Origin of the sequence: Roseococcus sp., assembly GCF_965227005.1 — a bacterium.
GTDB lineage: Bacteria > Pseudomonadota > Alphaproteobacteria > Acetobacterales > Acetobacteraceae > Roseococcus.
This window is the reverse complement of record NZ_CBDDFJ010000018.1, coordinates 74,698-99,157: the sequence shown is the minus strand read 5'-3', so window position 1 is coordinate 99,157 and position 24,460 is coordinate 74,698. Positions and strand designations below refer to the sequence as shown.

Here is a 24,460-nt window from a genome sequence, read left to right as displayed (position 1 = left end):
GGAATGACGCGGGGACTCGCCAGGGCGGCCGATCTGCTCCAGCAATAGGCAAAACGCATGGAGGAGAAGGTCATGAAGATCACCCGGGTCGAGCCGCTGCACGTCGGCCAGTTCATGTATGTGCAGATCGAGACGGACCAGGGCCTCGTCGGCGTCGGCGAAGCCGGCATCTGGGGGCATATCCAGGCGGCGGCGACGGCGATCAGCCGCTTCGGCGAGTATCTCGTCGGCAAGGAGGCCGGCGACATCGAGCATCACTGGAACGTCATGCATCGCTTCAGCTACTTCCAGGGCCTCGCGATCAACGCGGCGATCTCGGCCATCGACATCGCGCTATGGGACATCAAGGGCCAGGCGCTGGGCGTGCCGATCTACGACCTGCTCGGCGGCGCCGCGCGCAAGAAGGCGCGCATCTACGGGCACATCTACGAGAAGACGATCGAGCGCATGCTGGAGGAATGCCAGCGCAAGATGGAGGCCGGCTTCAACGCCTTCGGCCACCTCAATCCCTTCCTCGACGAGGGCAACGACCAGATCTACTTCAAGACGCATGTGAAGAAGATGCGCGACGCGATCGACAACACGCGCCGCATGCGCGAGGTCGTCGGCGATCGCGTGGACCTGCTCATCGAGGTGCATCGCCGGCTGACCGTGGCCGAGGCCATCGTCTTCTCGCGCGGCATCGAGGAATTCCACCCGATGTTCATCGAGGATCCCATCCGCCCCGAAGGCCCGGACGCGATGGCGCGCGTCGCGGAGAAGACGCATGTGCCCATCGCGACGGGCGAACGCTTCTCGACCATCTACGAATTCCAGGCGCTGATGGCGCGCGGCGGCGTGGAGTATGCACGGGTGGACCTCTGCCTCTGCGGCGGCATCACGGGCGGGAAGAAGGTCGCGGCGATCGCCGAGGCGCATCAGGTGATGGTGGTGCCGCACAACCCGCTCTCGCCGATCGGCCTGGCGGCGTGCCTTCAGCTCGCCGCGGCGATCCCGAATTTCGCGATCCAGGAATACGCGACGGGCTTCGAATCCGGCCAGTTCCAATCCACCATGAAGCATCTCGGCCACGACGTGGTGGATGAGGTGCCCGAGGCGAAGAACGGTTTCGTGGACATTCCCTCGCGCCCCGGCCTCGGCATGGCGCTGCTGCCGGACGCGCAGAAGATTCGCCCGCCCGTGGTGAAGCCGATCAGCATGCGGCCGCATTTCGACGGCTTCATCGTGGATCAGTGAGCGGCCTCGGACACCGCTTGCACGATCCGCCCATCCTCCATCGCCACGATCCGGTCGGCGATGTCCAGGATGCGCGGATCATGCGTCACCAGCAGGATCGGCACGCCGCGTCCCTTGGCGAGGTCGCGCAGCAGATGCACCACCTCCTGCCCGCTCACCCTGTCGAGCGCGGCGGTCGGCTCGTCCGCGAGGATCAGGCCCGGATCGCCCGCCAGAGCGCGCGCGACGGCCACGCGCTGCCGCTGCCCGCCCGAGAGCTGCGCCGGCGGCTTCTCCGCATGGCCGCCGAGGCCCACGGCGTCGAGCATCTCGCCCGCGCGCGTCATGCGCTGCGCCTCGGTCATCCCGCTGTCGAGCTCCATCGACATGGCGACATTCTGCCGCGCGGTGAGGAAGCCCAGCAGGTTGTGGTTCTGGAAGATGAAGCCGATGCGCCGGCGCAGCCGCACGCGCTCGCTTTCCGACGCGCCCGACAGCTCCTGCCCCAACACCCGCGCCGATCCCTCCTGCATGGAGCGCAGCGCGCCGATGAGGGTGAGCAGCGTCGTCTTGCCCGAGCCGGAGGGGCCGGTGAGCAGCACGATCTCGCCGGGCGCGATGGAGAGGTCCACCTCGCGCAGCACCGTGCGGCGCAGCTCGCCCGCGCCATAGGCGAAGGTGATGTCCTTCAGTTCGACGGGCATCTTCTGCATCAGAACATATCCGCCGGATTGGCGTCGCGCAGCTTGCGCACCGCCAGGATGCCCGCGATCGCGCACATGCCGAAGATCATGCCGAACACCGTCAGCGCGCGCTGCGGACTCATGTCGAGCGGCAGGAAGGTCGCCTTGCCCACCAGGTCGTAGAGGAACCAGGACAGCCCGAATCCGGGAATGAATCCGATGACGGCGAGGATCAGCGCCGAGCTCATCACCACCCGCGCGAGATAGCCGTTGGAATAGCCCATCGCCTTCAGCGTCGCGTATTCCGCGATGTGGCTCGCGATGTCGGAGAAGAGGATCTGGTAGACGATCACCATCCCGACCACGAGGCCCATCAGGCTGCCGAAGACGAAGATGAAGCCGATGGGCGTGCCGTTCTCCCAATAGGCGCGCTCATGCGCGACGAGCTGGGCATGCGTCATCACCATCACGTCGGCCGGCAGCAGCGCCTGCAGCCGGGCGCGCACGGCGATGGGGTCCGCGCCCTCGCGCAGCTTCAGCGCGACGAGGTCGGTGTTCGAGGCGGCCCGCTGCGTGATGCGCCGGAAGTTCGTCTCGCTCATCACCACATTGCCGTCGGCGCCGAAGCTCGGCCCGATCTCGACGATGCCGACGAGCTCCATCCGCCGCGTGCCGAGCTGCACGTCGAAATTCCCGCGCTCGGCGAAGAGCCGCCCGACCGGGCCGAACTCGGGCCGCGAGCGGCTGTCGAAGGCCACCGTATCCGGCCGCTGCAAGGCCTCCATGAGCCCCGCGCCCAGCCCCGGAAAACTCACCGCGCCCGCGCCCGCATCCAGGCCGATCAGCTGCACCGCGCGCCGCCGCCCCGTCTCGGGATTCCGCCAGGTGCTCTGCGAGAGATAGACCGGCACCGCGATCTCCACATCGGGATCGGCGAGTGTCTGATAGGCGCGCGCGCGCGGCATCGGCTCGGGCCGGAAGCTCGCATCCGTCATGGGATGCACGAGGAAGATATCCGCGCGCATGGCGCCGAGAAGATTCGTCGCGCTGTCGAAGAGCGCGCCGCGGAAGCCGAGCTGCATGAAGACCAGCACGCAGGCGAACATCACGCCGGCCATCGCCGCGAGCAGCCGCGATTTCTCGGCGCGAAGCTGCCGCCAGGCCAGGCGCAGCGGCAGGCGGATCAGCTCCACCAGCGAGGGCTTGGGCCTGACCGCGGGCGGCGCGGGCTCGCCATTGTGCTCGGGCGCCCAGGGCAGGAGCTTGGGGGCGGCGGCGAGCTCGTTCATCGCCCGGCCACCGGCACGTCGCCGACGCGGATCGCGACCTGCACCTGCATGTTCGTGCGCCGTCGCAGCAGCGCCACGCCCTCGTCGGAGAGCGTCAGCCGCACCTCCACCGTGCGGCTGTCCACCGCGGCGATGGGATCGGTGCCGGCCTGCGTCGTGCGCCGCACCTGCCAGCCGATCTCGCGCAGGGTCGCGCGGACGCGCCGGTTCTCGCCAGGGATCACCACCTCGGCCAGCGCGCCGGGGCGCAACCGCGACAGGTCGGTCTCGAAGACATCGGCCACCACGTCGAGCCGCGTGAGGTCGGCCATCTCCATCAGCCCGTCGCTGCCCACCTGATCGCCGGGGCGCGCATAGATGGTGAGGATGGTGCCATCCACGGGCGCCACGACGCGCGAGAGCCGGGCATCCGCCTCGGCCTTGGCCAGGGCGGCCTCGGCCGCGGCAAGGCGCGCCTCGGCCAGCTGCACGTCCTCCACCCGCGCGGTGGAGAGCGTGACGAGATCGGCCTCCGCCTGCTCGCGCTCGGCGGAAAGACGCGTGACCATGAAGCGGTTGCGCTCGGCCACGGCCTCGGAGCCCGCGCCCGAGGGCACCAGGCGGTTCGTGCGGCTGGCGTCGCGCCGGGCGATCTCCTCCTGCGCGACGAGGCCCGCGATGCGGGCGCGCTGCGCGTCGATCTCGCTGGCGCGCCCGGCCTCGCGCGTGCGTTGAAGCGCGCTGCGCTGCTCGGCCACGGTCGCGCGGTTCTGCGCGACGGTCGCGTCCTTCATCGTGGCATCGGCGAATTCGGCGAGCACCTGGCCGGCGCGCACCTCGTCGCCCTCCTGGACCAGCAGCCGCTCCAGCCGCGTCACGGCCATGCCGCCGGGCTGGTTCAGCTTGCGCACGCGCGAGGCGGGCTCGATGCGGCCCAGCGCCCCCACGCCCGGCGGCGGCGCGGGCACGGTAGCAACGGGGGCGGGCGGCGGCGCCTTGTCGTGCCACACGATCCATCCGCCGGCGCCCACCACGGCCAGCGCGGCGATGCCCAGGATCCAGCGCTTCATGCGACGTCTCCGATGAGGGTCTCGAGCGCGGCGCGCAGCGCCTTCAGTTCGTCGGCGGAGAGCTCGTACATCTCGAAGACGCGCGACATGAAGAGCCCGTCGCAGGCCGCCGAGACCGCCAGGGCATGGCCGGGCGGGAGCCCCTCCGCGTGCATGCCGCTGCGGACCCGGTCGAAGACGCGGCGGATGGGGTCGAGCAGCGCCCGATCCTGGTGGAAGGCGGCGAGGAAGATGCCGGCGGCGCGCTCATGCTGCTCGCAGACAGATTCGGGATGGTCGAAGGTCCAGGCCAGCATGGCGCGGGCGATGCGCCCCCTGCCCGGCGGCTGCAGCGCCAGCACGCCCTGGAAATCGGCCTCGATCGAATCGGAGAGCCGCGTCAGCAGCCCGATCAGCAGCGCCTGCTTGGAGGCGAAGTGATAGAGCAGCCCGCCCTTGGAAACCCCGGCCTGCCGCGCGGCGGCGTCCAGCGTCAGGCCGGCGACGCCCTTGGCCTGCACGATGTGCTCGGCGGCGTCGAGGATGCGGGTGCGGGCGTCGGCGACGACGGGAGGTACGGTGTCGGGCATGCCCCTCAACTATACCGTCCGGACGGTTTTTTCAAGATTTGCTGTACCGGCTGGACGGTTGGAGAGATTCCGTCTGACCACGGAAAAGGTGACACCCGCCCGGGCCGCGCCTAACTCTTCCCCATGCTTTATGATTTCGAACGGGATATCGCCTCTGTCGTTGCGATCCCCGCGGTTCCAACGCTTCTGGACGTGGTCTGTCGCACAACCGGGATGGGCTTTGCCGCTGTCGCGCGGGTCACGGAGGATCGGTGGATCGCCTGCGCCGTGCGCGACGACATCGCCTTCGGCCTGGGGGTCGGCGGCGAGCTGTCGGTCGGAACCACCATCTGCAGCGAGATTCGCGCCCTGCCCGAGGCCGTGGTCATCGACCATGTGGCCGAGGATCCGGACTACCGGGATCACCACACGCCCCGCCTCTACGGCTTCCAGAGCTATATCTCGATGCCGATCACCCTGGCCGACGGGACCTTCTTCGGCACGCTCTGCGCGATCGACCCGCGCCCGAACCGGCTGAAGACACCGGAGGTGATCGGGATGTTCAAGCTCTTCGCCGAGCTGATCGCCTTCCATCTCGATGCCCATCGCCGCGTGGCCGAGACCGCCGCCGCCCTGGCCGACGAGCGCGAAACGGCGCAGGAGCGCGAGGAGTTCATCGCCGTCCTCGGCCATGACCTGCGCAATCCGCTCGCCGCCATCGCCTCCGGCTCGCGGCTGCTGCTGAGTCGCGAACCGGATGCCGTCTCCGTCCAGATCATCGACATGATGCAATCCAGCATCACGCGAATGACCGGGCTGATCGATAATGTGCTGGACTTCGCCCGCGGCCGGCTTTCGGGCGGCATTTCCCTCGCGCCGCAGCCCGCCGAGCCGCTGGCGCCGCTGCTGAACCAGGTGGTCGCCGAATTGCGGACGGCCGAGCCGGAGCGCGAGATCAGCGCGACCATCGATCTTCCCGAGGGCCTGCGCTGCGACACGCGGCGCGTCGCGCAGCTCTTCTCGAACCTGCTCGGCAATGCGCTGAGCCACGGCGCCCAGGACGGCCCGGTCCGCGCCCTTGCGCGCATCGCCCAGGACCAGCTGGAAATCTCCGTGGCCAATGCGGGCCTTGAGATTCCCGCGGAGAAGCTGGAACGGCTGTTCCAGCCCTTCTCCCGCGGCGACACCAACGAGAAGGGCCTGGGCCTGGGCCTCTACATCGCCGCCGAGATCGCCCGCGCGCATGACGGCACGATCGAGGCGCGGTCGAGCGCCGAAGAGACCGTCTTCACCTTCCGCATGCCCGCCCAATTTCTTCCCTAGCAACTTTGCGCGGGATCGGAGTCTTTGTATGCTTCGGAAAATATTTCCATGAGGAGAGCCACATGATCCGTCGTACCGCCACCCTGATGATCCTGGGCCTGGCCCTGGCCACCACCGCGCCGGCCTTCGCCCAGAAGAACGCCCCCGGCGGGCCCGCCCCCGCGCCGGGCGGCAATCCGACGATCCGCCTGGAGAACAGCACCTCCAACATCGTGAACAACGTCTTCGCCTCGCTGACCTCGCAGAATAGCTGGGGCCAGGACCGCCTGGGCGCGAACGAGGTGATCCAGGCCGGCGGCAATCGCGAGTTCCAGCTTCCCCCCGGCGACTGCATGTATGACGTGCGCGTGGTCTATCAGGGCGGCGTGGCCGAGGAGCGGCGGCGGGTGAATGCCTGCACGGACGGCAATGTCGTGCTGCCGATGGCGGCGCAGCGCCTGACGCGATAGGCGCGGGCGAGCGGGGGGAGTTGCCCCCCGCTCCCGTTCTCCGGCTACTCCATGCGGACCCTCGTCAGGTCCTGCACCCGTCTCTACGCCTGCACGAAGCCCGTCACGCGCGGGGATATGGCAAGCGGGTTCATGACCCAGAGCCACACCGCCCGATCGATCATCCGCGTGCGCATCCCGGCCATCGCGCCGAATTCCGGCGGTCGGTCGCGGACATCCGGACCCACGCGGCTCTGCGCTTCGGAATCGGGATGCACAGGCGCCCCCGTCCTGTGAACCTCGATCGGTGATCACCTCCGGAGCAGGCGCCCGTCGATCAAGGCCAGCCCCGCCGCGATCATCCCCATCCCGACCAGATGCTGGGTGCCCAGCCGCTCGCCCAGCGCGGCCGCGCCGAGCAGGATCGCGAAGGCCGGGATGACCAGCGTCACCAGCAGCAGGTTCACCGGCCCGGCCAAAGCAAGCAGCCGAAAGTAGAGAACATAGGCCAGTGCCGTGGACAGCAGCGCCAGCCCGACCAGGGCCAGGATCGTCCCCGTCCCCGGCATCGGCGCCGATACCCAGAACAGCGCCGGCAACAGCAGCAGCGTCGAAGACGTGGTCTGCCCCGCCGAGGCCACCAGCGGCGGAATCTCCAGCGCCCGGAACCGCCGCCCCCACAGCCCCGCCAGCGCGTAGCTGAAGGTCGCCGCGAGCATCGCCAGCACCGCCGGCAGCGGCGAAGCCAGCAGATCCGCCCCCACCATCCAGGCCACGCCCAGGAAGCCCACCGCCACGCCGGCCGCCCGGTTCCAGCTCGCGCGCTCGACCCCCGAGACATGCGCGACGGCGACGCCCCAGAGCGGCGTGGTGGCATTCAGGATCGAGGCCGCGCCCGAGGGCAGGCTTCCCTGCGCCCAGACGATCAGCAGAAAGGGGATGCCATTGTTCAGCACGCCCATGCCGAGATGCGCCCGCAGCGCCACGCCGTCGCGCCGCACCGGCAGGGCCATGACGGCCACGACGACCCACAGGGCCGCCGCCGCCAACCCCACCCGCGCCAGCACGATCGCGACCGGCGGCCATTCGCGCACCGCCACGCCCACGAAGAAGAAGGAGCCGCCCCAGAGCAGGGCCAGCGCCAGCAGCATCGCCCAGGCGCGGGAATTCATCGTGGGTGTCGTCATGGGGCCTGATTACAGGCGATCACGCCACGGACAATCCGGAACTTGCTCCGCAATCCGCGATCAGGCGTCCACGACCTCGGAGGCCATCGCGCGGTCCAGCAGCGCGTCGATCTGGCTCGGATCTTCCCATTGCAGCGTGACGCTCACCACGCGGACCCTGGTCTGGAACTCGGGCGGGATGCGCACCCAGTCCTTGCGCGTCGTCACCGGGATGGCGCCCAGCCGCTCGGCCTGGGCCAGCAGCGCGCTCATGTCGCCCGCATCGAAGGGATAGTGGTCGGCGAAGGCCTCGCTGCCCGCCACCACCGCCCCGCCGAGGCGCAGCGTGGTGAAGAACTTGCGCGGGTTCGCGATGCCGCAGAAGGCGAAGACGTTCTGGCCGGACAGCTCCGCCATCTCGGGGCCGGAGACCAGGGCGGCGCGCAGCACGGGCAGATCCCGCGGCAGCATGGCGAGCGCGCCGGTGTCGTCCTGGCCGATGAGCACGGCCGCGCCGCAGCGCGCGGCGGCCGTGGCGACGCTCTCGCGCAGCGGACCAGCCGGGATCACGCGGCCATTGCCGAAGCCGGTGCTGCCGTCGATCGTCAGCAGCGAGATGGTCTTGCGCAGCGTCGGGTTCTGCAGCCCGTCATCCATGACAATCGCGCCGGCGCCGGCCTCCACCGCGCATTTCGCGCCCTCGGCGCGGTCGGCGCTCACCCAGGTCGGGGCGAGGGCCGCGAGCAGCAGGGCCTCGTCGCCCACCGCCTCGCTGCCATGCTTGCCGGGCTCGACGCGCACGGGGCCCTTCACACTGCCGCCATAGCCGCGCAGCAGGAAATGGCTCGCGACGCCACGGGCCGCCAGGCGCCGGCCGAGGTCGATGGTCAGCGTCGTCTTGCCGGCGCCGCCGGCCGTGACGGAGCCGCAGCAGATCACCGGGATCGGCGCGGCAAAGCCGGGGCGGGCCATGCGGCGCGCGGTCGCGCCCGCATAGATCGCGGCCACGGGCGACAGCAACAGGGGCATGATTCCCCCCTGGCGTCCCCAGAAATCGGGCGCTTTGATACTGATGCTGGCGTCCTCTTCTCTCAGCTATCCGGCTGTCCGACCCGACAGCAGGCCCAGAAGCGCGACCGCCATCCGGCCCGGCAGGTCGGTGGCGGCGGAAACAACACGGGACGCGCCGGCCACGAGGCCGGCAGCCCTCTCCGGATGGGATAGCATATCGGAAACGGCCCCCGCCAGCGCGGCCGCATCGGGGAGCTGAAGCGCCCCCCCGGTGGCCAGCAGCGCGGCGGTGGTGTCGGTGAAGTTCTGCATGTTCGGCCCGAGGATCACGGGGCAGCCCAGCCGCGCGGCCTCCAGCGGATTCTGGCCGCCATGCCGCACCAGGCTGCCGCCGATGACCGCCATCGAGGCCAGCCGGTAGAACAGCCCCAGCTCGCCGATCGTGTCCGCGATGTAAGCCGCGCCGGGGCCGGGGAGCGCGCCCTCGCCGCGCCGGGGCGCTTGCGCCATCGCCGCGATCTCGGCGCCGCGATCGGGGTGGCGGGGGGCGATGATGGTCAGCAGTTGCGGGAAGCGCGGCGCCAGTTGGCGCGCGGCGGCAAGGATGATCGCATCCTCGCCCGGATGGGTGCTGGCGGCGAACAGCACCGGGCGCCGGCCGATGGCCGCCCGCAGCTCGGCCAGCTTCGCGGGATCGGCCGGCAGGGGCGCGGCGGCCAGCTTCAGGTCGCCCACGGGGGCGAGGCGCGGGGCGCCGAGGGCCATCAGCCGCGCCGCATCCTCGGCCGAACGCGGCACGATCATCGCGAAGCGGCCCAGCAGCTGGCGGATCAGCCGCGGCCCGAAATTCCGCCAGCGCCGAAAGGACTGCGCCGAGATGCGCGCATTGAGCAGCGCCATCGGGATGCCCCGCGCGGCGCAGGCGCCGAGCAGGTTGGGCCAGAGCTCGCTCTCCACCAGGCAGACGGCGTCGGGACGCCAGCCCTCCAGGAAACGGTCGATCCAGGCCGGCACGTCGAGCGGGACGTAGCGGTGGATCACCCGGGCGGCGAGCTCGGGCGAGAGCCGCTGCGGCAGCAGCTGCGCCGAGGTCAGGGTGCCGGTGGTGACGAGGAGGTTCAGCGCGGGATCGCGGGCCACCAGCGCGTCGAGCAAGGGCAGGATGGCCAGGGTCTCGCCCACGCTGGCGGCATGCAGCCAGAGCAGGCGGCCCTCGGGCCGCGCGGCGCCGAAGCCCTCGCGCTCGGGCAGGCGGCCGGCCTCCTCCTTGCCCCGCCGCACCCGGCGCTGGAGGTTCCAGCGCAGCAGCGGGGCGGCCAGAGTCGCGGCCGCGCGCCAGATCCGGCTCATGCGCGCGGCAGTCCGATGGCGGCGTCGGCGGCGTCGCAGGCGGCATCCAGGGCGGCGGAGATGCCGGCCAGGGAAGCTTCAGTGCCGTCGCGTGCGACGAGGATGGGGGCGCCGACCACCAGCACGCCGCGGGCGAAGGGCAGCGGGATCACCATGCGGTCCCAGCTGCGCAGCGGGATGCCGCGCGAGGTGCGGCCGGCGACGGGAAGCACCGGCTTGCCGCTCATGGCCGCGAGCTGCGCCACGCCCGGCGCGGCCTGGCGGCGCGGGCCGCGCGGGCCGTCGGGCGTGATGCCGACGAAGGCCCCGCCGCGCAGCAGGCGCATCAGCGCGAGCATCCCCGCCGCTCCGCCCTTGGAGGAAGAGGCATGCACCATCGTCAGGTCGAAGCGGTTCACCACCGCGCCGATGAAGCGTCCGTCGCGGTGGCGCGAGACCAGGACATGCCCGGTGCCGAGCCTCGCCCGCGCCTGGCCGAGCTTCCAGAGCTTCGGCATGATGGGAAGATTCTCGTGCCAGAAGGCGGCGATCACCGTGCCATGCGCGGCGAAGGCGGCATCGATGTGCTCGCCGCCGACCAGCGTCCAGCGCGTCGTGCGATAGACCAGGGCGAGGTAGAGCCCCAGCAGATGCGCAGCGCAGGCCTGGAAGGTGGGATGGCGCGTCAGCCGGCGCAGCATGCGGATCGGTCGGGCATTTTCACTTTGCGCGGTCGCACAGCGGGGCGCGGGATGCAAGTGCGGGCCGTCGCGGGGGAGATGCGCGCCGGCGCTTGCCGCGCGGCTTTCCGGCTGCGAGGTTGCTGGAAAGAGGGAGAATTCCAATGACCGAAGAGTTGGCGACCGAGAAGGTGGCGATCGTGACGGCGGGCGGCAGCGGCATGGGCGCCGCCACGGCCAGGCGGCTGGCGGCGGACGGATATCGCGTGGCGATCCTGTCCTCCTCCGGCAAGGGCGAGGCCCTGGCGGCCGAGCTGGGCGGCCTCGGCATCACCGGCTCCAACCAGTCCAACGACGACCTGAAGCGGCTCGTGGACCTGACCATGGCGCGCTGGGGGCGGATCGACGCGCTGGTGAACAGCGCCGGGCACGGCCCGCGCGCGCCGGTGCTGGAGCTCACCGACGAGGACTGGCATCGCGGGATGGATGTCTATTTCCTCAGCGCGGTGCGGCCCACGCGGCTGGTCACGCCCATCATGCAGGCGCAGAAATCGGGCGCGATCGTGAATATCTCGACCTTCGCGGCCTTCGAGCCGGACCCGGTCTTCCCGACCTCGGGCGTGTTCCGCGCGGGGCTCGCGGCCTATACCAAGCTCTTCGCGGACCGCTACGCGGCCGAGAATATCCGCATGAACAACGTGCTGCCCGGCTTCATCGACAGCCTGCCGGAAAAGGCGGAGTTCCGCGGTCGCATCCCCATGGGACGCTACGGCCACAGCGCGGAGATCGCCGCCACCATCGCCTTCCTGCTCTCCGAAGGCGGCGGCTATATCACGGGGCAGAATCTCCGCGTGGACGGCGGCATCACGCGATCGGTCTGAGGCGTCGGAAGCGCATTTTCCAGGTCAGGCGTTTCCGCCCGACCTGGAAATGCCCTCAGATCTTCGTCCCGCCCACGGTCAGCCCCGTCATCTTGAGCGTGGGCTGGCCAACGCCCACCGGCACGCCCTGCCCGTTCTTCCCGCAGGTGCCGATGCCGGGGTCCATGGCGCTGTCATTGCCGATCATGGACACCTTGGTCATCGCATCCGGGCCGTTGCCGATCAGCGTCGCGCCCTTCACCGGCGCGCCGATCTTCCCGTCCTCGATGATATAGGCCTCGCTCATCGAGAAGACGAACTTGCCCGAGGTGATGTCCACCTGCCCGCCGCCGAAATTCACGGCGTAGACGCCCTTCCTGACGCTGCGGATGATCTCCTCGGGCGAGGCCTCGCCCCCCAGCATGATCGTGTTCGTCATGCGCGGCATGGGGCTGTGCGCGTAGCTCTGGCGGCGGCCGTTGCCGGTGGGCGCCACGCCCATCAGCCGCGCGTTCTGACGGTCCTGGATGAAGCCGCGCAGGATGCCGTCCTCGATCATCACGGTGCGGCCGGAGGGCGTGCCCTCGTCGTCCACGGTGAGGCTGCCGCGGCGGTCGGCGATGGTGCCGTCATCCACCACGGTCACGCCGGGCGCCGCGATACGCTGGCCCAGAAGGCCCGCGAAGGCCGAGGTCTTCTTGCGGTTGAAGTCGCCCTCCAAGCCATGGCCGATCGCCTCGTGCAGCAGGATGCCGGGCCAGCCCGGGCCAAGCACCACCTCGGTCTCGCCGGCCGGGCTGGCCACGCTGTCGAGGTTCACCAGCGCCTGGCGCAGCGCCTCCTGCACGCCGCGCTGCCAGCCGCCATCGTCCAGCACGCGCGCATAGGCGAAGCGCCCGCCGGTGCCGAAGCTGCCGGTCTCGCGCCGGCCATCCTTCTCGACCACGAGGCTGACATTGAAGCGGATCAACGGCCGCAGATCGGCCACGCGCAGCCCGTCGGGACGGAGGATCTGCACGGCCTGCCACTCGCCCATGAGCGAGGCCATCACCTGCGTGACGCGCGGATCCAGCGCGCGGGCATAGGCGTCGAGCTCCAGCAGCAGCGCGGTCTTCTCCGCGAAGCCCATGGCGTTCAGCGGATTGGACGCTTCATAGAGCTGCGTGTTGGTCGCCCGCGGCCCCACATCCAGCGTGCCGCTGCGCCCCTGCCGCACGGCGCCCACGGTCGCGGCCGCGCGGGCCAGCGCGGCGTCGGAGATCTCGCCCGAATGCGCGTAGCCCGCCGCCTCGCCCTGCACGGCGCGCAGGCCGAAGCCGCGCGCGGTGTCGTAGCTGGCGGAACGGATGCGCCCGTCCTCCAGGCTGATCGCCTCGCTCTCGCGGTATTCGAAGAAGAGCTCGCCATCCTCGGCGCCCTGGGTGGCGTCGCGCAGGCGCCGCTTGGCGGCCTCGGGATCGAGCTCCGCGTAGAAGAGACGGTCGGTGACGGCGAGAGGGGTGTCGAGCGGCATGGGAGTTCCGATCACACGACGCATGGGGTGAGCGCCAGGGGGATGAACGCGGGGGGATGACCGCAAGGGGATAAACGCAGGGGGGTTGGCCCAGGATAGGTGTTCAGCGAGGCGCCGTCACGCAAGGGCCGTCACGCGGAAGATCCGGCCAGCATCGCCCGATCGGCCTCCACGATCCGCTCCAGGGGGAAGCTCAGCCGCGCCGTCGTGCCGATACCCGGACTGCTCTCCAGCTCCAGCGTACCGCCCTGCGCCTCGATCAGCGCGCGGCACAGGTGCAGCCCGAGGCCCGAGCCGGGGAAGCGACGCGCCAGGGCGCTGTCGATCTGGGTGAAGGGCTCGAAGACGCGCTCCAGGTCCTTGGCCTCGATACCGATGCCCGTGTCGCGCACCTCGATGACGAGGCCGGTGGTCTCGACGCGCGCGCGCAGGACGATCTCGCCGCCCGCCGGCGTGAACTTGGTGGCGTTGCTCAGGAGATTCAGCAGCACCTGGCGCAGCCGCCGCTCGTCGGCGCGCAGGCGCGGGAGGGCCGGCGGGAGGTCGGTGGCCAGGAGAAGCTTCGCGCTCGCCGCCGCCGCGCTGATCATGCGCGAGGCGCCCTCCAGCAAGGGGCCGAGCGTGACCGTCTCCTGCACGACGGGCAGGCTGCCGCTTTCCGCGCGGGTGATGTCGAGGATGTCGTCGATCAAGGCGAGCAGGTGCCGCCCCGCCTCCTGGATCGCGGCGGCGAATTCCTCCACCTGCGCCGGGCCGGTCTGCGCGTTCAGCACCTCGGAGAAGCCGATGACGGCGTTCAGCGGCGTGCGCAGCTCATGGCTCATGGTGGCGAGAAAGCGCGATTTGGCCCGGCTGGCCGCCTCGGCCTGGATGCGGGCATTCTCCAGCTCCGTACGCACACGGCGATCCTCGGTGACGTCGGTATAGGTGACGACCCAGCCGCCATCGGGCGTGGGGTCGGACACGACCTCCATGATGGCGCCGTTCGGCCGCGTGCGGACCGAGCGCACCGACACGCTGCGGTCCTGCTCGCGGATCCGCCCGACGCGCGCATGCGCCCCCTCGTCGAGGCCGTATTCGCCGCGCTGGTGCAGCATGTCCACCATCGCCGTGTGGTGCATGCCCGACAGCAGCAGGCTCTCCGGCAGGTCCAGCATCTCGTGCAGCTTGGCGTTGGAGGCGACGACATGGCCGCTGCGGTCGAAGAGCACGATGCCGTGGCGGATATTGCCCAGCATGACGCCGAGGATCTCGGCGCGGCGCTGCGCCTCCGCCTCGGCGCGCACGACCGCCGTGACGTCGGTCAGCGAGAGCACGAAGCCGCCATCGGGCGTCGGATCGGAATTGACGATGAGGACGCGGCCATCGGCCGCCAGTCGCTGGTTGCGATGCGAGACACGCCGGTCCAACCCGAGCATGCGCGCGAGGTTGCGCTGACGCTCCTCGCCATGGCCGAAGCTGCCATTTTCCGCCTGGACCGCGAGGTTCTCCTCCAGCGTGCGGCCGACACACGCCTCGATGTCGGCGATCTCGCTCAACGAGGCGGCCAGCGGATTGAAGGACACGAGCCTGTGGTCGGCGTCGTAGAGCATGATGCCCGAGGTGTTGTTCTCCAGCATGGTCTTGAGCACGCCGGCACGGTGCTCGGCCGCCTGCTCGGCGCGGACCAGCTGCGTGACGTCCGCGAGGGAGACCACGTGGCCGCCGCCGGGCGTGGGGTCGGAGGCGATGTCGAGACGGCGGCCGTCGGGCAGGTCGCGCTGCGTGCGATGCGACACGCTGCGGTCCATCTCGATGAAATACCGCGCCCATGCCTCCGATGCGGCGGCGGAGGCGGCAAAGAGGCCGCGCGCGTGCTGCTCCATCAGGATCTCGTCCTGCTTCGCGCCCGGGACCAGCAGGTCCGGCACGCCCATCAGCTCTCCGGCCAGCTTGTTGGCGGCGACCAGCCTATGATCGGCATCGTAGAGCACGATGCCCTGGCGGTTGTTGTCCAGCATCACCTGCAGGATGCCGGCGCGCCGCTGCGCCTCCTCGCGCGCATCCACCAGCTCCGTCACGTCCGAGACGGAGATCACGAAGCCGCCGTCGGGCGTCGGGTCGGAGGCGATGTCGCGCACGCGCCCATCCGCGAGGCGGCGCTGGTAGCGCAGAGGCCGGCGGCGATCGATGGCCAGCATCTCTTGAACGAAGCCTTCGCTATCGTCGCCGAAGTCCTTGCGCCCCTGGTGGCGGATGACCTCCTCATAGGTCTTGCCGATCATCTCCTCGACGGAGGCAAAGCCGGTGAGCTGCAGGTTGATGCGGTTGGTGGCGACGACGCGGTGGTCGGGACCGTAGAGGAGGATGGTGTGGCGCGAGGCGTCGAGCGTCGCGGTCAGCGCGGCGGCCTGGGCCTGGGCCCGCTCGCGCGCCAGCACCAGCTCCGTCACGTCCGAGGTCGCGATGACGTAGCCGCCGTCGGTCGTGGGGTCGGAGATGACGTCGAGCACGGTGCCGTCGGGGCGGCGGCGCTGGTAGCGCAGGCGCCGGCTGCGATCGAGCGCATGGAAGCGCGCCAGACGCTCCTCGTGCGTTTCCAGCGCCGGGCCCTCGATCGCGCTCTGGCCCGCGACGATATCGACATGCCGCCGGCCGATCATGGACATCCCGTCGGGCAGGCCCGCCATCCGCGCCGCGATGTCGTTGGCGGCGACGATGACGCCCTTCGCATCATAGAGCGTGATGCCCTGCCGCGTGGCGTTCAGCGTGGTGGCCAGCACGTCCGCGCGGCGCTCCGCCTCGCCTTCGGCGAGGACGCGGGCGGTGATGTCGGTCAAGGTGAGGACGAAGCCGCCGCCGGGGACGGGGCTCGTCACCACCTCCAGCTCGGTCCCGTCCGGGCGGCGCCGGCGGCGATGGCGCATCGCGGTGCTGTCGGCGGGCCGTGAATCACGGACGTAGCGCTCGGTCTCCTCCGGCGTGCCGAATTCGCCGGTCGCAGCCTGGATGGCCAGCATCTGCTTATGCGACAGCCCCGGGCGCAGCGCGTCGCCGATGCCCATCAGCTCGCCGCACAGCGCGTTGGCCGCCAGCAGGCGCTGATTCTCGTCGAAGAGCGCGATGCCATGGCGCATATTGTCCAGCATCGCCTTCATCATCGCGGCGCGGGCGGCGGCCTCGTCCTGCGCGAGGGTGAGCGCGGTGATGTCGGTGAAGCTGCGGATCCAGCCGCCGCCGGGGACCGCATCGGTGCGGACCTCCACGATCGTGCCGTCCGGACGGCGGCGCGTGTAGTGTCCGGCAGAGTGCCAGAAATCCTCGCCCACCCTCGCCATGAAGGAATCGACCTCCTCCGTGGCGCCGAGCTCCCCGCGCACCATCTGCTGGCGCAGCAGCTCGGCGACATGGGCGCCGGGCGTCAGGCATTCCGCCGGCAGGCCGGTGAGCTGCGCGGTGAGTTCGTTGCAGACAAGCAGCCTGCCGTCATCGTCATAGAGCACGATGCCGTGGCGCATGTTGTCGAGCACGGTCTGCAGGGTGGCGGCGCGGGTCATCGCCTCCGCCTCGGCCGCGACCTGCGCCGTGACGTCGGTGTAGCTGCGCACGAAACCGCCCTCGGCGAGTTCGTCGGTGACGACCTCGATCGTCGTGCCGTCCTGGCCGCGGCGGCGATAGCGGTCGGGGCCCTTCAGTTCGCGCCCGCGCCGGGTGGCGAGGAAGCTGGCCGTCGCTTCGCGGCCGCCATGGGCCCCGTGGGCGATCTGCAGCTCTCGCAGATCCTCGAGAGTCATGCCGGGGCGGAACTGCTCCATGGGCACGCCGCAGAGCCGCGCGGCCAGGCGGTTGACGGCGATGACGCGGTTGGAGGCATCGAACATCGCGATGCCGTGGCGCGTGCTCTCGATCATCGTCCGGAACAGCTCGGCGCGCTCGCGCAGCTCCGCCTGGGCGGCCTGCAGCGCGGTGACGTCGGCCACCACCATGGCATGGCCGCCATCGGGCAGCGGCACGCTGCGATGCGCGGTCGAGACGCCCGCCACCCGCTGCTCGAAGCTATAGGGCGCGGCGACGAGGGTGAGGCGGCGGCGCACCTCCGCCTCGATGTCCGCGAGCGGGCCGAACTGGCCGTCCATCGCGCGGCGCGTCAGGATCTCGCGCAGGTTCTCGCCCACCTGGATGGGGCTGTGCGACATGATCCGGTTATAGGCCGGGTTCACCAGGGTGCAGGTGCGGTCGGCCGCATAGACGGCGACGCCGACGGGCAGTGCCTGCAGCAGCGTGTCGTGCAGCGCGATGCGGCGGCGGGCGTCCTGCTCGGTCGCGTGCTTCTCGCTGATATCGGTGATCTCGGACAGCCAGCCGCCATCGGGCATGACCTGGTTGTCGAAGCGCAGCGTGCGGCCATTGGGCCGCGTGCGCTCCGCCCGCCAGGTGAGGCCCTTGGGATAGGCGGCCATGCGCGAGGTCAGCAGCTGCGCCGTCTCGGTGTCGAACTCGCCGGCCTCCTGCTGGCGCCGGATGATCTCGGGCAGGGTCATGCCCTCGTGCAGGACTTGCGGATCGAGGCCGATAAGCCTGGCATAGGCCGGGTTGCTCAGAGCCAGCCGGTGATCGGCGTCGTATTGCGCGACGCCCGTGCCCAGCCGCTCCACCACCTGGGCGGTGGCGCGGGCCTGCAGCTCGGCCGCCTCGCGCGCCTGAACATATTCGGTGAGGTCGGCGATGGTCAGCACGCGCCCGCCGCCTGGCAGGGGGGCCAGGCGCAGCTCCAGCCCGCGGCCTTCCGCGTCGCGCAGCAGGCGGCGGTGCGCCTGCGCGGGATCGAGCGCCAGCACGTCGCGCAGCCGCTGCTCCGCATCGCCGGGCCCGAGGATGCCCTGGAAGGCCAGCCGGCGCAGGACATCGCGCTCCGTGGCGCCGATCGGAACGCCGGCCTCGTCCATGCGCAGCAGCCTGCGCATCTCGGCGTTGAGGAAAGCGAGCTTGCCGTCCTCGGAGAAACCCATGAGCGCGACCGGCAGGGCGGCCAGCGCATCGGCCCCCGGACTGTCGGTCTCGCTCGCGCTCATGCGCGCGGCTCAGCCGGCGACGAGGGCGCCGGCTCGCGCAACGCGTGCCAGGCGCAGAGCCCGGCGGCGAGCACGCCCGCCGCCAGGGCCTGATGCGCGGTGCCCAGCGCCGGCGGCACGACGTTCAGCAGCGTGACGATGCCGAGCGCGTATTGGGCGGCGACGGCCCCCGCCATGACCAGCACCGCGCGCCGCGCGAAGCCATCCGGCAGGCGGCGCCAGGCGGCGATGGCCGCGCCGATCATCGCGAGGCCGGTCAGCGTGGCCAGCAGGCGATGGTTGAACTGCACCGCCGCGATATTGAGGGTGAGGTTGCGCCAGAAGGGCTCGAGCGCGAGATAGCCCGCCGGCACCAGCCGCCCATCCATCAGCGGGAAGGTGTTGTAGGTGAAGCCGGCCTTGATGCCCGCCACGAAGCCGCCCGCCAGCATGGTCAGCGCGGCGAGCCAGAAGGCGGCCAGCACCTGGCGGCGCACCTTGCCTTGGGCGGGAACCGCCGCGGCGGGGCGGCCGCGCAGCAGGTCGAGCGCGGTCCAGAGGACGGCGGCGAAGAGCAGCAGCGCCAGCGTCAGATGCACGACCAGCCGGTAGGGCGAGACCGCCGTGCGGTCCGCCTCGAAGCCCGAGGCCACCATGAACCAGCCGATCGCGCCCTGCATTCCGCCCAGCAGGAAAAGCAGGCCGAGGCGCGGCATCATCCCGCGCGGAATGGCGCCACGCCACCAGAACCACAGGAAGGGCAGCAGATAGGCGACGCCGAGCATCCGCCCCCAGAAGCGATGAATCCATTCCAGCCAGAAGATCCGCTGGAATCCTTCGAGGCCGAAGCCGGAATTGACCAGCTCGTATTGCGGGATGGTGCGGTAGAGATCGTAGAGGCGGCGCCACTCGGCCTCGGAGAGCGGGGGCAGGATGCCGCGCAAGGGCGCCCATTCCATGATCGACAGCCCCGAGCCGGTCAGCCGCGTGGCCCCGCCCAGCGCCACCATGACCCAGATCGCGGCGGCGACCGCCAGCAGCCAATAGGCCACGGCCCGCGGTTGGGTTGCCCTGCCGTGGGCGGCAAGCGGAAGACCGGACTGGCTACGGGCGTCAGAAAGCATGGAACCCATATAATCGCGATCCTTCTTCTTGGCAGCCCGAGCTTCTAGCGAAGAGAAGGGTAAATACGCGCTCAGGTTGCATAGATCGGGCTTGTAGCTCCAGCGCCACGCTGGTAACGCGCGCCGATGTCCGCCGCACCGCTTGTCTCGGTCGTCATTCCCGTGCGGAACGAGGCCCCCAACATCTCCCCCCTCGTCGCCGAGATCGAGGCCGCCCTCGCGGGGGTGGCCCATGAGATCGTCTATGTGGATGACGGCTCCACCGACGACACGCCGCGCGTGCTGGCCGGGATCGCCGCCAGCGGGACGCCGCTGCGCTGGCTGCGGCATCGCGCGAGCTGCGGCCAGTCGGCCGCGATCGTCACCGGCGTGAAGGCGGCGCGCGGCACCTGGATCGCGACGCTGGACGGCGACGGCCAGAACGACCCGGCCGATATCCCCAGGCTGCTGGCCCGCGCCGAGCGCGACGGCACCGGCAACCTCCTGGTCGCCGGGCACCGGGTGAATCGCAAGGACACCTGGGTGAAGCGCCGCTCCTCGCGCATCGCCAACGGCATCCGCTCGCGCCTGCTGCGCGACGCGACGCCGGACACCGGCTGCGGGCTGAAGCTTTTTCCCCGCGCGCTCTTCCTGGGCTTCCCCCATTTCGACCACATGCACCGCTACCTGCCGGCCCTGGCGCTGCGCGCCGGGGCGAGCGTGGTGAGCGAGCCGGTGAACCATCGCCCGCGCGTGCGCGGCGTCTCCAACTACGGCACGCTGGACCGGCTGGCGGTGAGCCTGCTCGACCTGATCGGCGTGGCCTGGCTGCAGCGCCGGGGCAAGCGGGCGGAGATCGAGGACCAGTCGTGAGCGCCCCCACATGAGTTGGGGCGCCCTCGGCCGCTTCCTGCTGATGGCGGTCGGCCTCGCTCTCGGAGGGCTGCTGCTGCGGCTGCTCGGCGCCGCGCCGGGCACCGAGTGGGTCGACCTCTATATCCGCGACCAGGGAATCCTGGGCGAGAGCCTCTACCTGATCATCGGCGCGGCGGCGCTGGCCGCGGGCGTGCCGCGCCAGGCGGTGGCCTTCCTGGGCGGCTATGCCTTCGGGACGGTCATGGGCGTGGGCCTGGCACTCCTGGCGCAGATCCTGGGTTGCGCGATGGCCTTCTTCTGGGCGGGCGCGGTCGGGCGCGGCTGGGCCGAGCGTCGGCTGGCCGGGCGCTTCGGCCCGCAGCTCCGGCCGATCGTGGCACTGCTGCGCGACAATCCCTTCGGGGCGACGCTGGCGCTGCGGCTGCTGCCGGTGGGCAACAACCTCGCGCTGAACCTCCTGGCGGGGATGTCCGCCATCCCGGCGGCCGCCTTCCTCGGCGCCTCGCTGCTGGGCTATGTGCCCCAGACCGTGATCTTCGCGCTGCTCGGCAAGGGCGTGCGGGTGGACGGCGTGTGGCAGCTGGCCCTTTCGGGGGTGCTGCTGGCGGCAAGCATTGGCCTCGGGGTGTGGCTCATGCGCCGGCACCGCGCAGGCCGCGCGGTGGGCGGGCAGGCCAGCTTCAAAGGGCCTTAGGCGGAATCCCCGGTTTTCGCCGGCGTCAAAGCGTGGCGTAATGCCGCCCGCATGATCTCCCGCCGCAGCACCCTCCTCGCCGCGGCGACCTCCGCCGTCCCCGCTTTACCAGTCCCGACTTCGGCGGCCCCCTTCCCGCAGCGCGCCGTCCGCATCCTCGTCCCGGTGCCGGCCGGCAGCGTGCCCGACATTCTGGCGCGGCTGATCGCCGAGCGCGCCGCTCCTGCCTGGGGCGTGCCCGTGGTCGTGGAGAATCGCCCCGGCGCGGGCGGCGCCATCGGCGTGGAGGCGGCGGTCCGCGCCCCGGCCGACGGCCACACGCTGCTGCTGGGCAGCAGCGGCCCCATCGCCATCCTGCCGGCCGTCCATCCGCGGCTGACCTATGATCCGCTGCGCGATCTGCGGCCCGTGGCGCGCATCGCCGACTTCCCGCTGGTCTTCCTCGCCTCGCGCGATTCGGGATTGCGGACCCTTTCCGACCTCCTGGAGCGGAGCCGCGCCCCGGGCGACGTCCTCGACTATGCCGGGGGCGATATTGGCTCCACCCAGCATCTGTCCGGCGCGCTGCTGGTGGCCAAGGCGGGGCTGCGGCTGAACCATGTGCCCTATCGCGGCGGGGGGCTCGCCCAGGCGGATCTCACCGCAGGCCGCATTCCACTGATGGTGGACAGCCTCTCGGCCGTGTTGCGGATGATCCAGGACGGGAATGCCATTCCCCTGGCCGTCTGCGGCCCCCGCCGCGCCAGCCAGTTGCCGGAGGTGCCGGCGCTGGCCGAGGCGGTACCTGGTTACGAAGCCACCGGATGGATGGGCGTCTTCGCCCCTGCCGCCACGCCGCCGGAGATCGTGGCGATGCTCTCGGCCTCCCTCGTCGCCCTGGTCGGCGAAGCGGCGATGCGCGCCCGCATCACCAGCGTCGGCTCCGATCCCATGGTGCAGGACGGGCCGAGCTTCGGGCAATTCGTGGCCGAGGAGCTGACGAAGTGGAAGGGCCTGGCCGAGACGGCCGGGATCTCGGTGAGCTAGCCGGGCTCGCGCCTGGAGCGGACCCCGATCAGGCCGCAAGCCTCAGTGCAGCCGGAAGACCCCGTTCGAGTAGCGCAGCTCCGCCGGCTTGATGAGGGACTCGCTGGCGACTCGGACCGAATGCAGCGGCCCCTCGATCTCGCGGCGCCAGAACTCCAGGAAGCGCGTCAATTCCGGGAATTGCGGCGCGAGATCATGCTTCTGCCAGACGAAGCTCTGCAGCACGGCCGGATGGTCGGGCATGCGGTAGAGGATCTCGGCGGTCATCAGCCGCCAGTCGGGCTGACGAACCATGGGCACCAAAGCGTCGAGCATGAAGCTGTTCTCCTCGGGTGGCGATCTCGCCCTGGCTGGGCCCTTCCATAAAGGCAGGGTGACACGCGCGCGTTGCATCGCGCCAGAAATTTCCAGTTATTACAGTCGATTGGCACTCTATACCTGAGAGTGCTGCTTCTTTCCTTGACTCGATGCGGGGCTCCGCTTAGATCGCTGGCACTCCCCGACGCCGAGTGCCATTACCCGGCGGAGGGAGCGACCCAGCCCTGATCTGTCAGGAGGAAAAGAGCCCCATGAAGTTCCGTCCCTTGCACGACCGCGTCCTCGTCCGCCGCATCGCGGCCGAAGAGAAGAGCGCGGGCGGCATCATCATCCCCGACAATGCCAAGGAAAAGCCGCAGGAAGGCGAAGTCCTCGCCGTCGGCGCCGGCACGATTTCCGAGAAGGGCGATGTCCGTCCGCTCGACGTCAAGGCGGGCGACCGCATCCTGTTCGGCAAGTGGTCCGGCACGGAAGTCAAGATCGACGGCGAAGAGCTGCTGATCATGAAGGAATCGGACGTGATGGGCATCGTCGCCTAATCAGGCGCCCGCCCTTCTTCGTTCCCAAAACATTTATTGAGGTGACACAATGGCTGCTAAGGACGTGAAGTTCGGCGCTTCGGCGCGTGAACGTATGATTCGTGGCGTGGACATCCTGGCCGACGCCGTGAAGGTGACGCTGGGCCCCAAGGGCCGCAACGTGGTGATCGACAAGTCCTTCGGCGCTCCGCGCATCACGAAGGACGGCGTGACGGTCGCCAAGGAAATCGAGCTGGCCGACAAGTTCGAGAACATGGGCGCCCAGATGGTGCGCGAAGTGGCCTCGAAGACCAACGACACGGCCGGCGACGGCACGACGACGGCGACCGTTCTGGCCCAGGCCATCGTCCGCGAGGGCGCCAAGGCCGTGGCCGCCGGCATGAACCCGATGGACCTCAAGCGCGGCATCGACAAGGCCGTGGCCGTGGTCGTCGCGGAGCTCGAGTCCAAGACGAAGAAGATCACGACCTCCGCCGAGGTTGCCCAGGTCGGCACGCTGTCGGCCAATGGCGAGACCGAGATCGGCGAGATGATCGCGCGCGCCATGGAGAAGGTTGGCAACGAGGGTGTCATCACCGTCGAGGAAGCCAAGTCCATCCAGACCGAGCTCGACGTCGTCGAGGGCATGCAGTTCGACCGTGGCTACGTCTCCCCGTATTTCATCACGAATGCGGAGAAGATGATCGCGGAGATGGACCAGCCCTACGTCCTGATCTTCGAGAAGAAGCTCTCCCAGCTCCAGCCGATGCTGCCGCTGCTCGAGGCCGTGGTGCAGAGCGGCCGTCCGCTCGTCATCATCGCCGAGGACGTGGAGGGCGAGGCCCTGGCGACGCTCGTGGTCAACAAGCTGCGTGGCGGCCTGAAGATCGCGGCCGTGAAGGCTCCGGGCTTCGGCGATCGCCGCAAGGCGATGCTTGAGGACATCGCGATCCTGACCGGCGGTCAGCTGATCTCCGAGGACCTCGGCATCAAGCTCGAGACCGTCACGCTTGCGATGCTTGGCAAGGCCAAGACCATCCGCATCGAGAAGGAAAACACCACGATCGTCGATGGCGCTGGCGAGAAGAGCGAGATCGAGGGCCGTTGCGAGCAGATCAAGGCGCAGATCGAGGAGACCACCTCGGACTACGACCGTGAGAAGCTGCAGGAGCGCCTGGCGAAGCTCGCCGGTGGCGTGGCCGTCATCCGCGTCGGTGGCAGCACCGAAGTGGAAGTGAAGGAGCGCAAGGATCGCGTGGACGACGCGCTGCACGCGACGCGCGCCGCCGTTCAGGAAGGCATTGTTCCCGGTGGTGGCACGGCGCTTCTGCGCGCCTCGACCAACCTGGGCAGCGTCAAGGGCCTGAACAGCGACGAGCAGGTCGGCATCGAGATCGTCCGCAAGGCGATCCAGGCGCCGCTGAAGCAGATCGCCCAGAACGCCGGCAAGGACGGCGCCGTGATCGCGGGCGAAGTGCTCCGCAGCAACGAGTGGGTGTTCGGCTACGACGCGCAGCTCGACGAGTACAAGGACCTCGTGGCCGCCGGCATCATCGACCCGACCAAGGTCGTTCGCACGGCGCTGCAGGATGCGGCCTCGGTCGCCTCGCTGCTGATCACCACGGAAGCCATGGTCGCCGAGCGTCCGGCCAAGTCCTCGCCCCCGCAGGGCGGTGGCGGCGGCATGGGCGGCATGGGCGACATGGACTTCTAAGTCCAGGTCTCCAAAGCCTACCACGACGGGAAAGGCGGCCTTCGCGGGCCGCCTTTCTTTTTGCCCGGATTTCCGCGGGTTTCGGCG

General features: G+C 70.2%; 22 protein-coding genes. 9 read left to right on the top strand and 13 right to left on the bottom strand.

Annotated elements, in window-relative coordinates; all coding sequences use genetic code 11:
* The first annotated feature begins 72 nt into the window (after positions 1-72).
* Positions 73-1,236 carry a mandelate racemase/muconate lactonizing enzyme family protein gene (locus ACO057_RS09070; protein ID WP_421990820.1) on the top strand — a complete coding sequence of 388 codons (1,164 nt, stop codon included), beginning with the start codon at positions 73-75 and terminating at the stop codon, positions 1,234-1,236.
* Here ACO057_RS09070 and ACO057_RS09065 read toward each other — a convergent pair.
* From ACO057_RS09065 to ACO057_RS09050, 4 genes are read right to left on the bottom strand one after another with little or no spacing between them, the layout of a single operon-like run.
* Positions 1,230-1,928: an ATP-binding cassette domain-containing protein gene (locus ACO057_RS09065; protein ID WP_421990818.1), complete on the bottom strand. Its 699-nt coding sequence runs from the start codon at positions 1,926-1,928 to the stop codon at positions 1,230-1,232. The genes ACO057_RS09070 and ACO057_RS09065 overlap by 7 nt on opposite strands.
* The gene (gene devC, locus ACO057_RS09060; RefSeq protein WP_421990816.1) at positions 1,928-3,187 is read right to left on the bottom strand and encodes an ABC transporter permease DevC; all 1,260 of its coding nucleotides are present in this window, start codon (positions 3,185-3,187) and stop codon (positions 1,928-1,930) included. Before devC ends, ACO057_RS09065 begins: the two co-directional genes overlap by 1 nt.
* The gene (locus ACO057_RS09055; protein WP_421990814.1) at positions 3,184-4,236 is read right to left on the bottom strand and encodes an efflux RND transporter periplasmic adaptor subunit; all 1,053 of its coding nucleotides are present in this window, start codon (positions 4,234-4,236) and stop codon (positions 3,184-3,186) included. The genes devC and ACO057_RS09055 overlap by 4 nt, the downstream gene beginning before the upstream one ends.
* Positions 4,233-4,805, bottom strand: coding sequence for a TetR/AcrR family transcriptional regulator (locus ACO057_RS09050; RefSeq protein ID WP_421990812.1), 573 nt, complete (start codon positions 4,803-4,805; stop codon positions 4,233-4,235). Before ACO057_RS09050 ends, ACO057_RS09055 begins: the two co-directional genes overlap by 4 nt.
* Before the next feature lie 123 nt (positions 4,806-4,928).
* Between ACO057_RS09050 and ACO057_RS09045 the strand changes: the two genes are divergently transcribed.
* Positions 4,929-6,107, top strand: coding sequence for a GAF domain-containing sensor histidine kinase (locus tag ACO057_RS09045; RefSeq protein ID WP_421990810.1), 1,179 nt, complete (start codon positions 4,929-4,931; stop codon positions 6,105-6,107).
* A 62-nt stretch (positions 6,108-6,169) separates the two neighbouring features.
* The gene (locus tag ACO057_RS09040; protein WP_421990808.1) at positions 6,170-6,556 is read left to right on the top strand and encodes a hypothetical protein; all 387 of its coding nucleotides are present in this window, start codon (positions 6,170-6,172) and stop codon (positions 6,554-6,556) included.
* Between the two features lie 83 nt (positions 6,557-6,639).
* Here ACO057_RS09040 and ACO057_RS09035 read toward each other — a convergent pair whose 3' ends face one another.
* From ACO057_RS09035 to ACO057_RS09015, 5 genes are all read right to left on the bottom strand, one after another.
* On the bottom strand, positions 6,640-6,813 hold the full coding sequence (locus ACO057_RS09035; protein ID WP_421990806.1) for a hypothetical protein: 174 nt from the start codon (positions 6,811-6,813) through the stop codon (positions 6,640-6,642).
* Positions 6,814-6,846: 33 nt separating this feature from the next.
* A complete protein-coding gene (locus tag ACO057_RS09030) occupies positions 6,847-7,722 on the bottom strand; it encodes a DMT family transporter (protein WP_421990804.1) in 876 nt (291 codons plus the stop codon).
* 60 nt (positions 7,723-7,782) lie between these two features.
* Positions 7,783-8,730, bottom strand: coding sequence for a tetraacyldisaccharide 4'-kinase (lpxK, locus tag ACO057_RS09025; protein WP_421990802.1), 948 nt, complete (start codon positions 8,728-8,730; stop codon positions 7,783-7,785).
* Between the two features lie 66 nt (positions 8,731-8,796).
* Positions 8,797-10,062 carry a 3-deoxy-D-manno-octulosonic acid transferase gene (locus ACO057_RS09020; protein WP_421990800.1) on the bottom strand — a complete coding sequence of 422 codons (1,266 nt, stop codon included), beginning with the start codon at positions 10,060-10,062 and terminating at the stop codon, positions 8,797-8,799.
* Positions 10,059-10,742 carry a lysophospholipid acyltransferase family protein gene (locus ACO057_RS09015; protein WP_421990798.1) on the bottom strand — a complete coding sequence of 228 codons (684 nt, stop codon included), beginning with the start codon at positions 10,740-10,742 and terminating at the stop codon, positions 10,059-10,061. The genes ACO057_RS09020 and ACO057_RS09015 overlap by 4 nt, the downstream gene beginning before the upstream one ends.
* A gap of 143 nt (positions 10,743-10,885) precedes the next feature.
* On the opposite strand from ACO057_RS09015, the gene ACO057_RS09010 reads away from it, so the two are divergent.
* On the top strand, positions 10,886-11,602 hold the full coding sequence (locus tag ACO057_RS09010) for an SDR family oxidoreductase (RefSeq protein ID WP_421990796.1): 717 nt from the start codon (positions 10,886-10,888) through the stop codon (positions 11,600-11,602).
* A gap of 55 nt (positions 11,603-11,657) precedes the next feature.
* Here ACO057_RS09010 and tldD read toward each other — a convergent pair whose 3' ends face one another.
* The 3 genes from tldD to ACO057_RS08995 all read right to left on the bottom strand — a co-directional run bounded on the left by tldD (position 11,658) and on the right by ACO057_RS08995 (position 19,176).
* Positions 11,658-13,094 (bottom strand): metalloprotease TldD, encoded by a 1,437-nt coding sequence (gene tldD / locus ACO057_RS09005; RefSeq protein ID WP_421990794.1) that lies wholly within the window; start codon positions 13,092-13,094, stop codon positions 11,658-11,660.
* 131 nt (positions 13,095-13,225) lie between these two features.
* Positions 13,226-18,145: a PAS-domain containing protein gene (locus tag ACO057_RS09000; RefSeq protein ID WP_421990792.1), complete on the bottom strand. Its 4,920-nt coding sequence runs from the start codon at positions 18,143-18,145 to the stop codon at positions 13,226-13,228.
* Positions 18,142-19,176, bottom strand: coding sequence for a COX15/CtaA family protein (locus tag ACO057_RS08995; protein WP_421990790.1), 1,035 nt, complete (start codon positions 19,174-19,176; stop codon positions 18,142-18,144). Before ACO057_RS08995 ends, ACO057_RS09000 begins: the two co-directional genes overlap by 4 nt.
* 198 nt (positions 19,177-19,374) lie before the next feature.
* Here ACO057_RS08995 and ACO057_RS08990 point away from each other — a divergent pair, with 198 nt between their 5' ends.
* The 3 genes from ACO057_RS08990 to ACO057_RS08980 are packed head-to-tail and all read left to right on the top strand — an operon-like array spanning position 19,375 to position 21,823.
* Positions 19,375-20,100 (top strand): glycosyltransferase family 2 protein, encoded by a 726-nt coding sequence (locus tag ACO057_RS08990; RefSeq protein ID WP_421990788.1) that lies wholly within the window; start codon positions 19,375-19,377, stop codon positions 20,098-20,100.
* 10 nt (positions 20,101-20,110) lie between these two features.
* Complete coding sequence (locus ACO057_RS08985; protein ID WP_421990786.1) at positions 20,111-20,797, top strand: TVP38/TMEM64 family protein; 687 nt, start codon at positions 20,111-20,113, stop codon at positions 20,795-20,797.
* A gap of 51 nt (positions 20,798-20,848) precedes the next feature.
* Complete coding sequence (locus ACO057_RS08980) at positions 20,849-21,823, top strand: Bug family tripartite tricarboxylate transporter substrate binding protein (RefSeq protein WP_421990784.1); 975 nt, start codon at positions 20,849-20,851, stop codon at positions 21,821-21,823.
* A gap of 42 nt (positions 21,824-21,865) precedes the next feature.
* On the opposite strand, the gene ACO057_RS08975 is transcribed toward ACO057_RS08980, so the two are convergent.
* Positions 21,866-22,138, bottom strand: coding sequence for an usg protein (locus ACO057_RS08975; RefSeq protein WP_421990782.1), 273 nt, complete (start codon positions 22,136-22,138; stop codon positions 21,866-21,868).
* Positions 22,139-22,392: 254 nt separating this feature from the next.
* Here ACO057_RS08975 and groES point away from each other — a divergent pair, with 254 nt between their 5' ends.
* Entirely contained in the window at positions 22,393-22,680 is a 288-nt protein-coding gene (gene groES, locus ACO057_RS08970) for a co-chaperone GroES (protein WP_421990780.1), read from the top strand.
* A gap of 49 nt (positions 22,681-22,729) precedes the next feature.
* Complete coding sequence (groL, locus tag ACO057_RS08965) at positions 22,730-24,373, top strand: chaperonin GroEL (RefSeq protein ID WP_421990778.1); 1,644 nt, start codon at positions 22,730-22,732, stop codon at positions 24,371-24,373.
* The last annotated feature ends 87 nt before the right edge of the window (positions 24,374-24,460 follow it).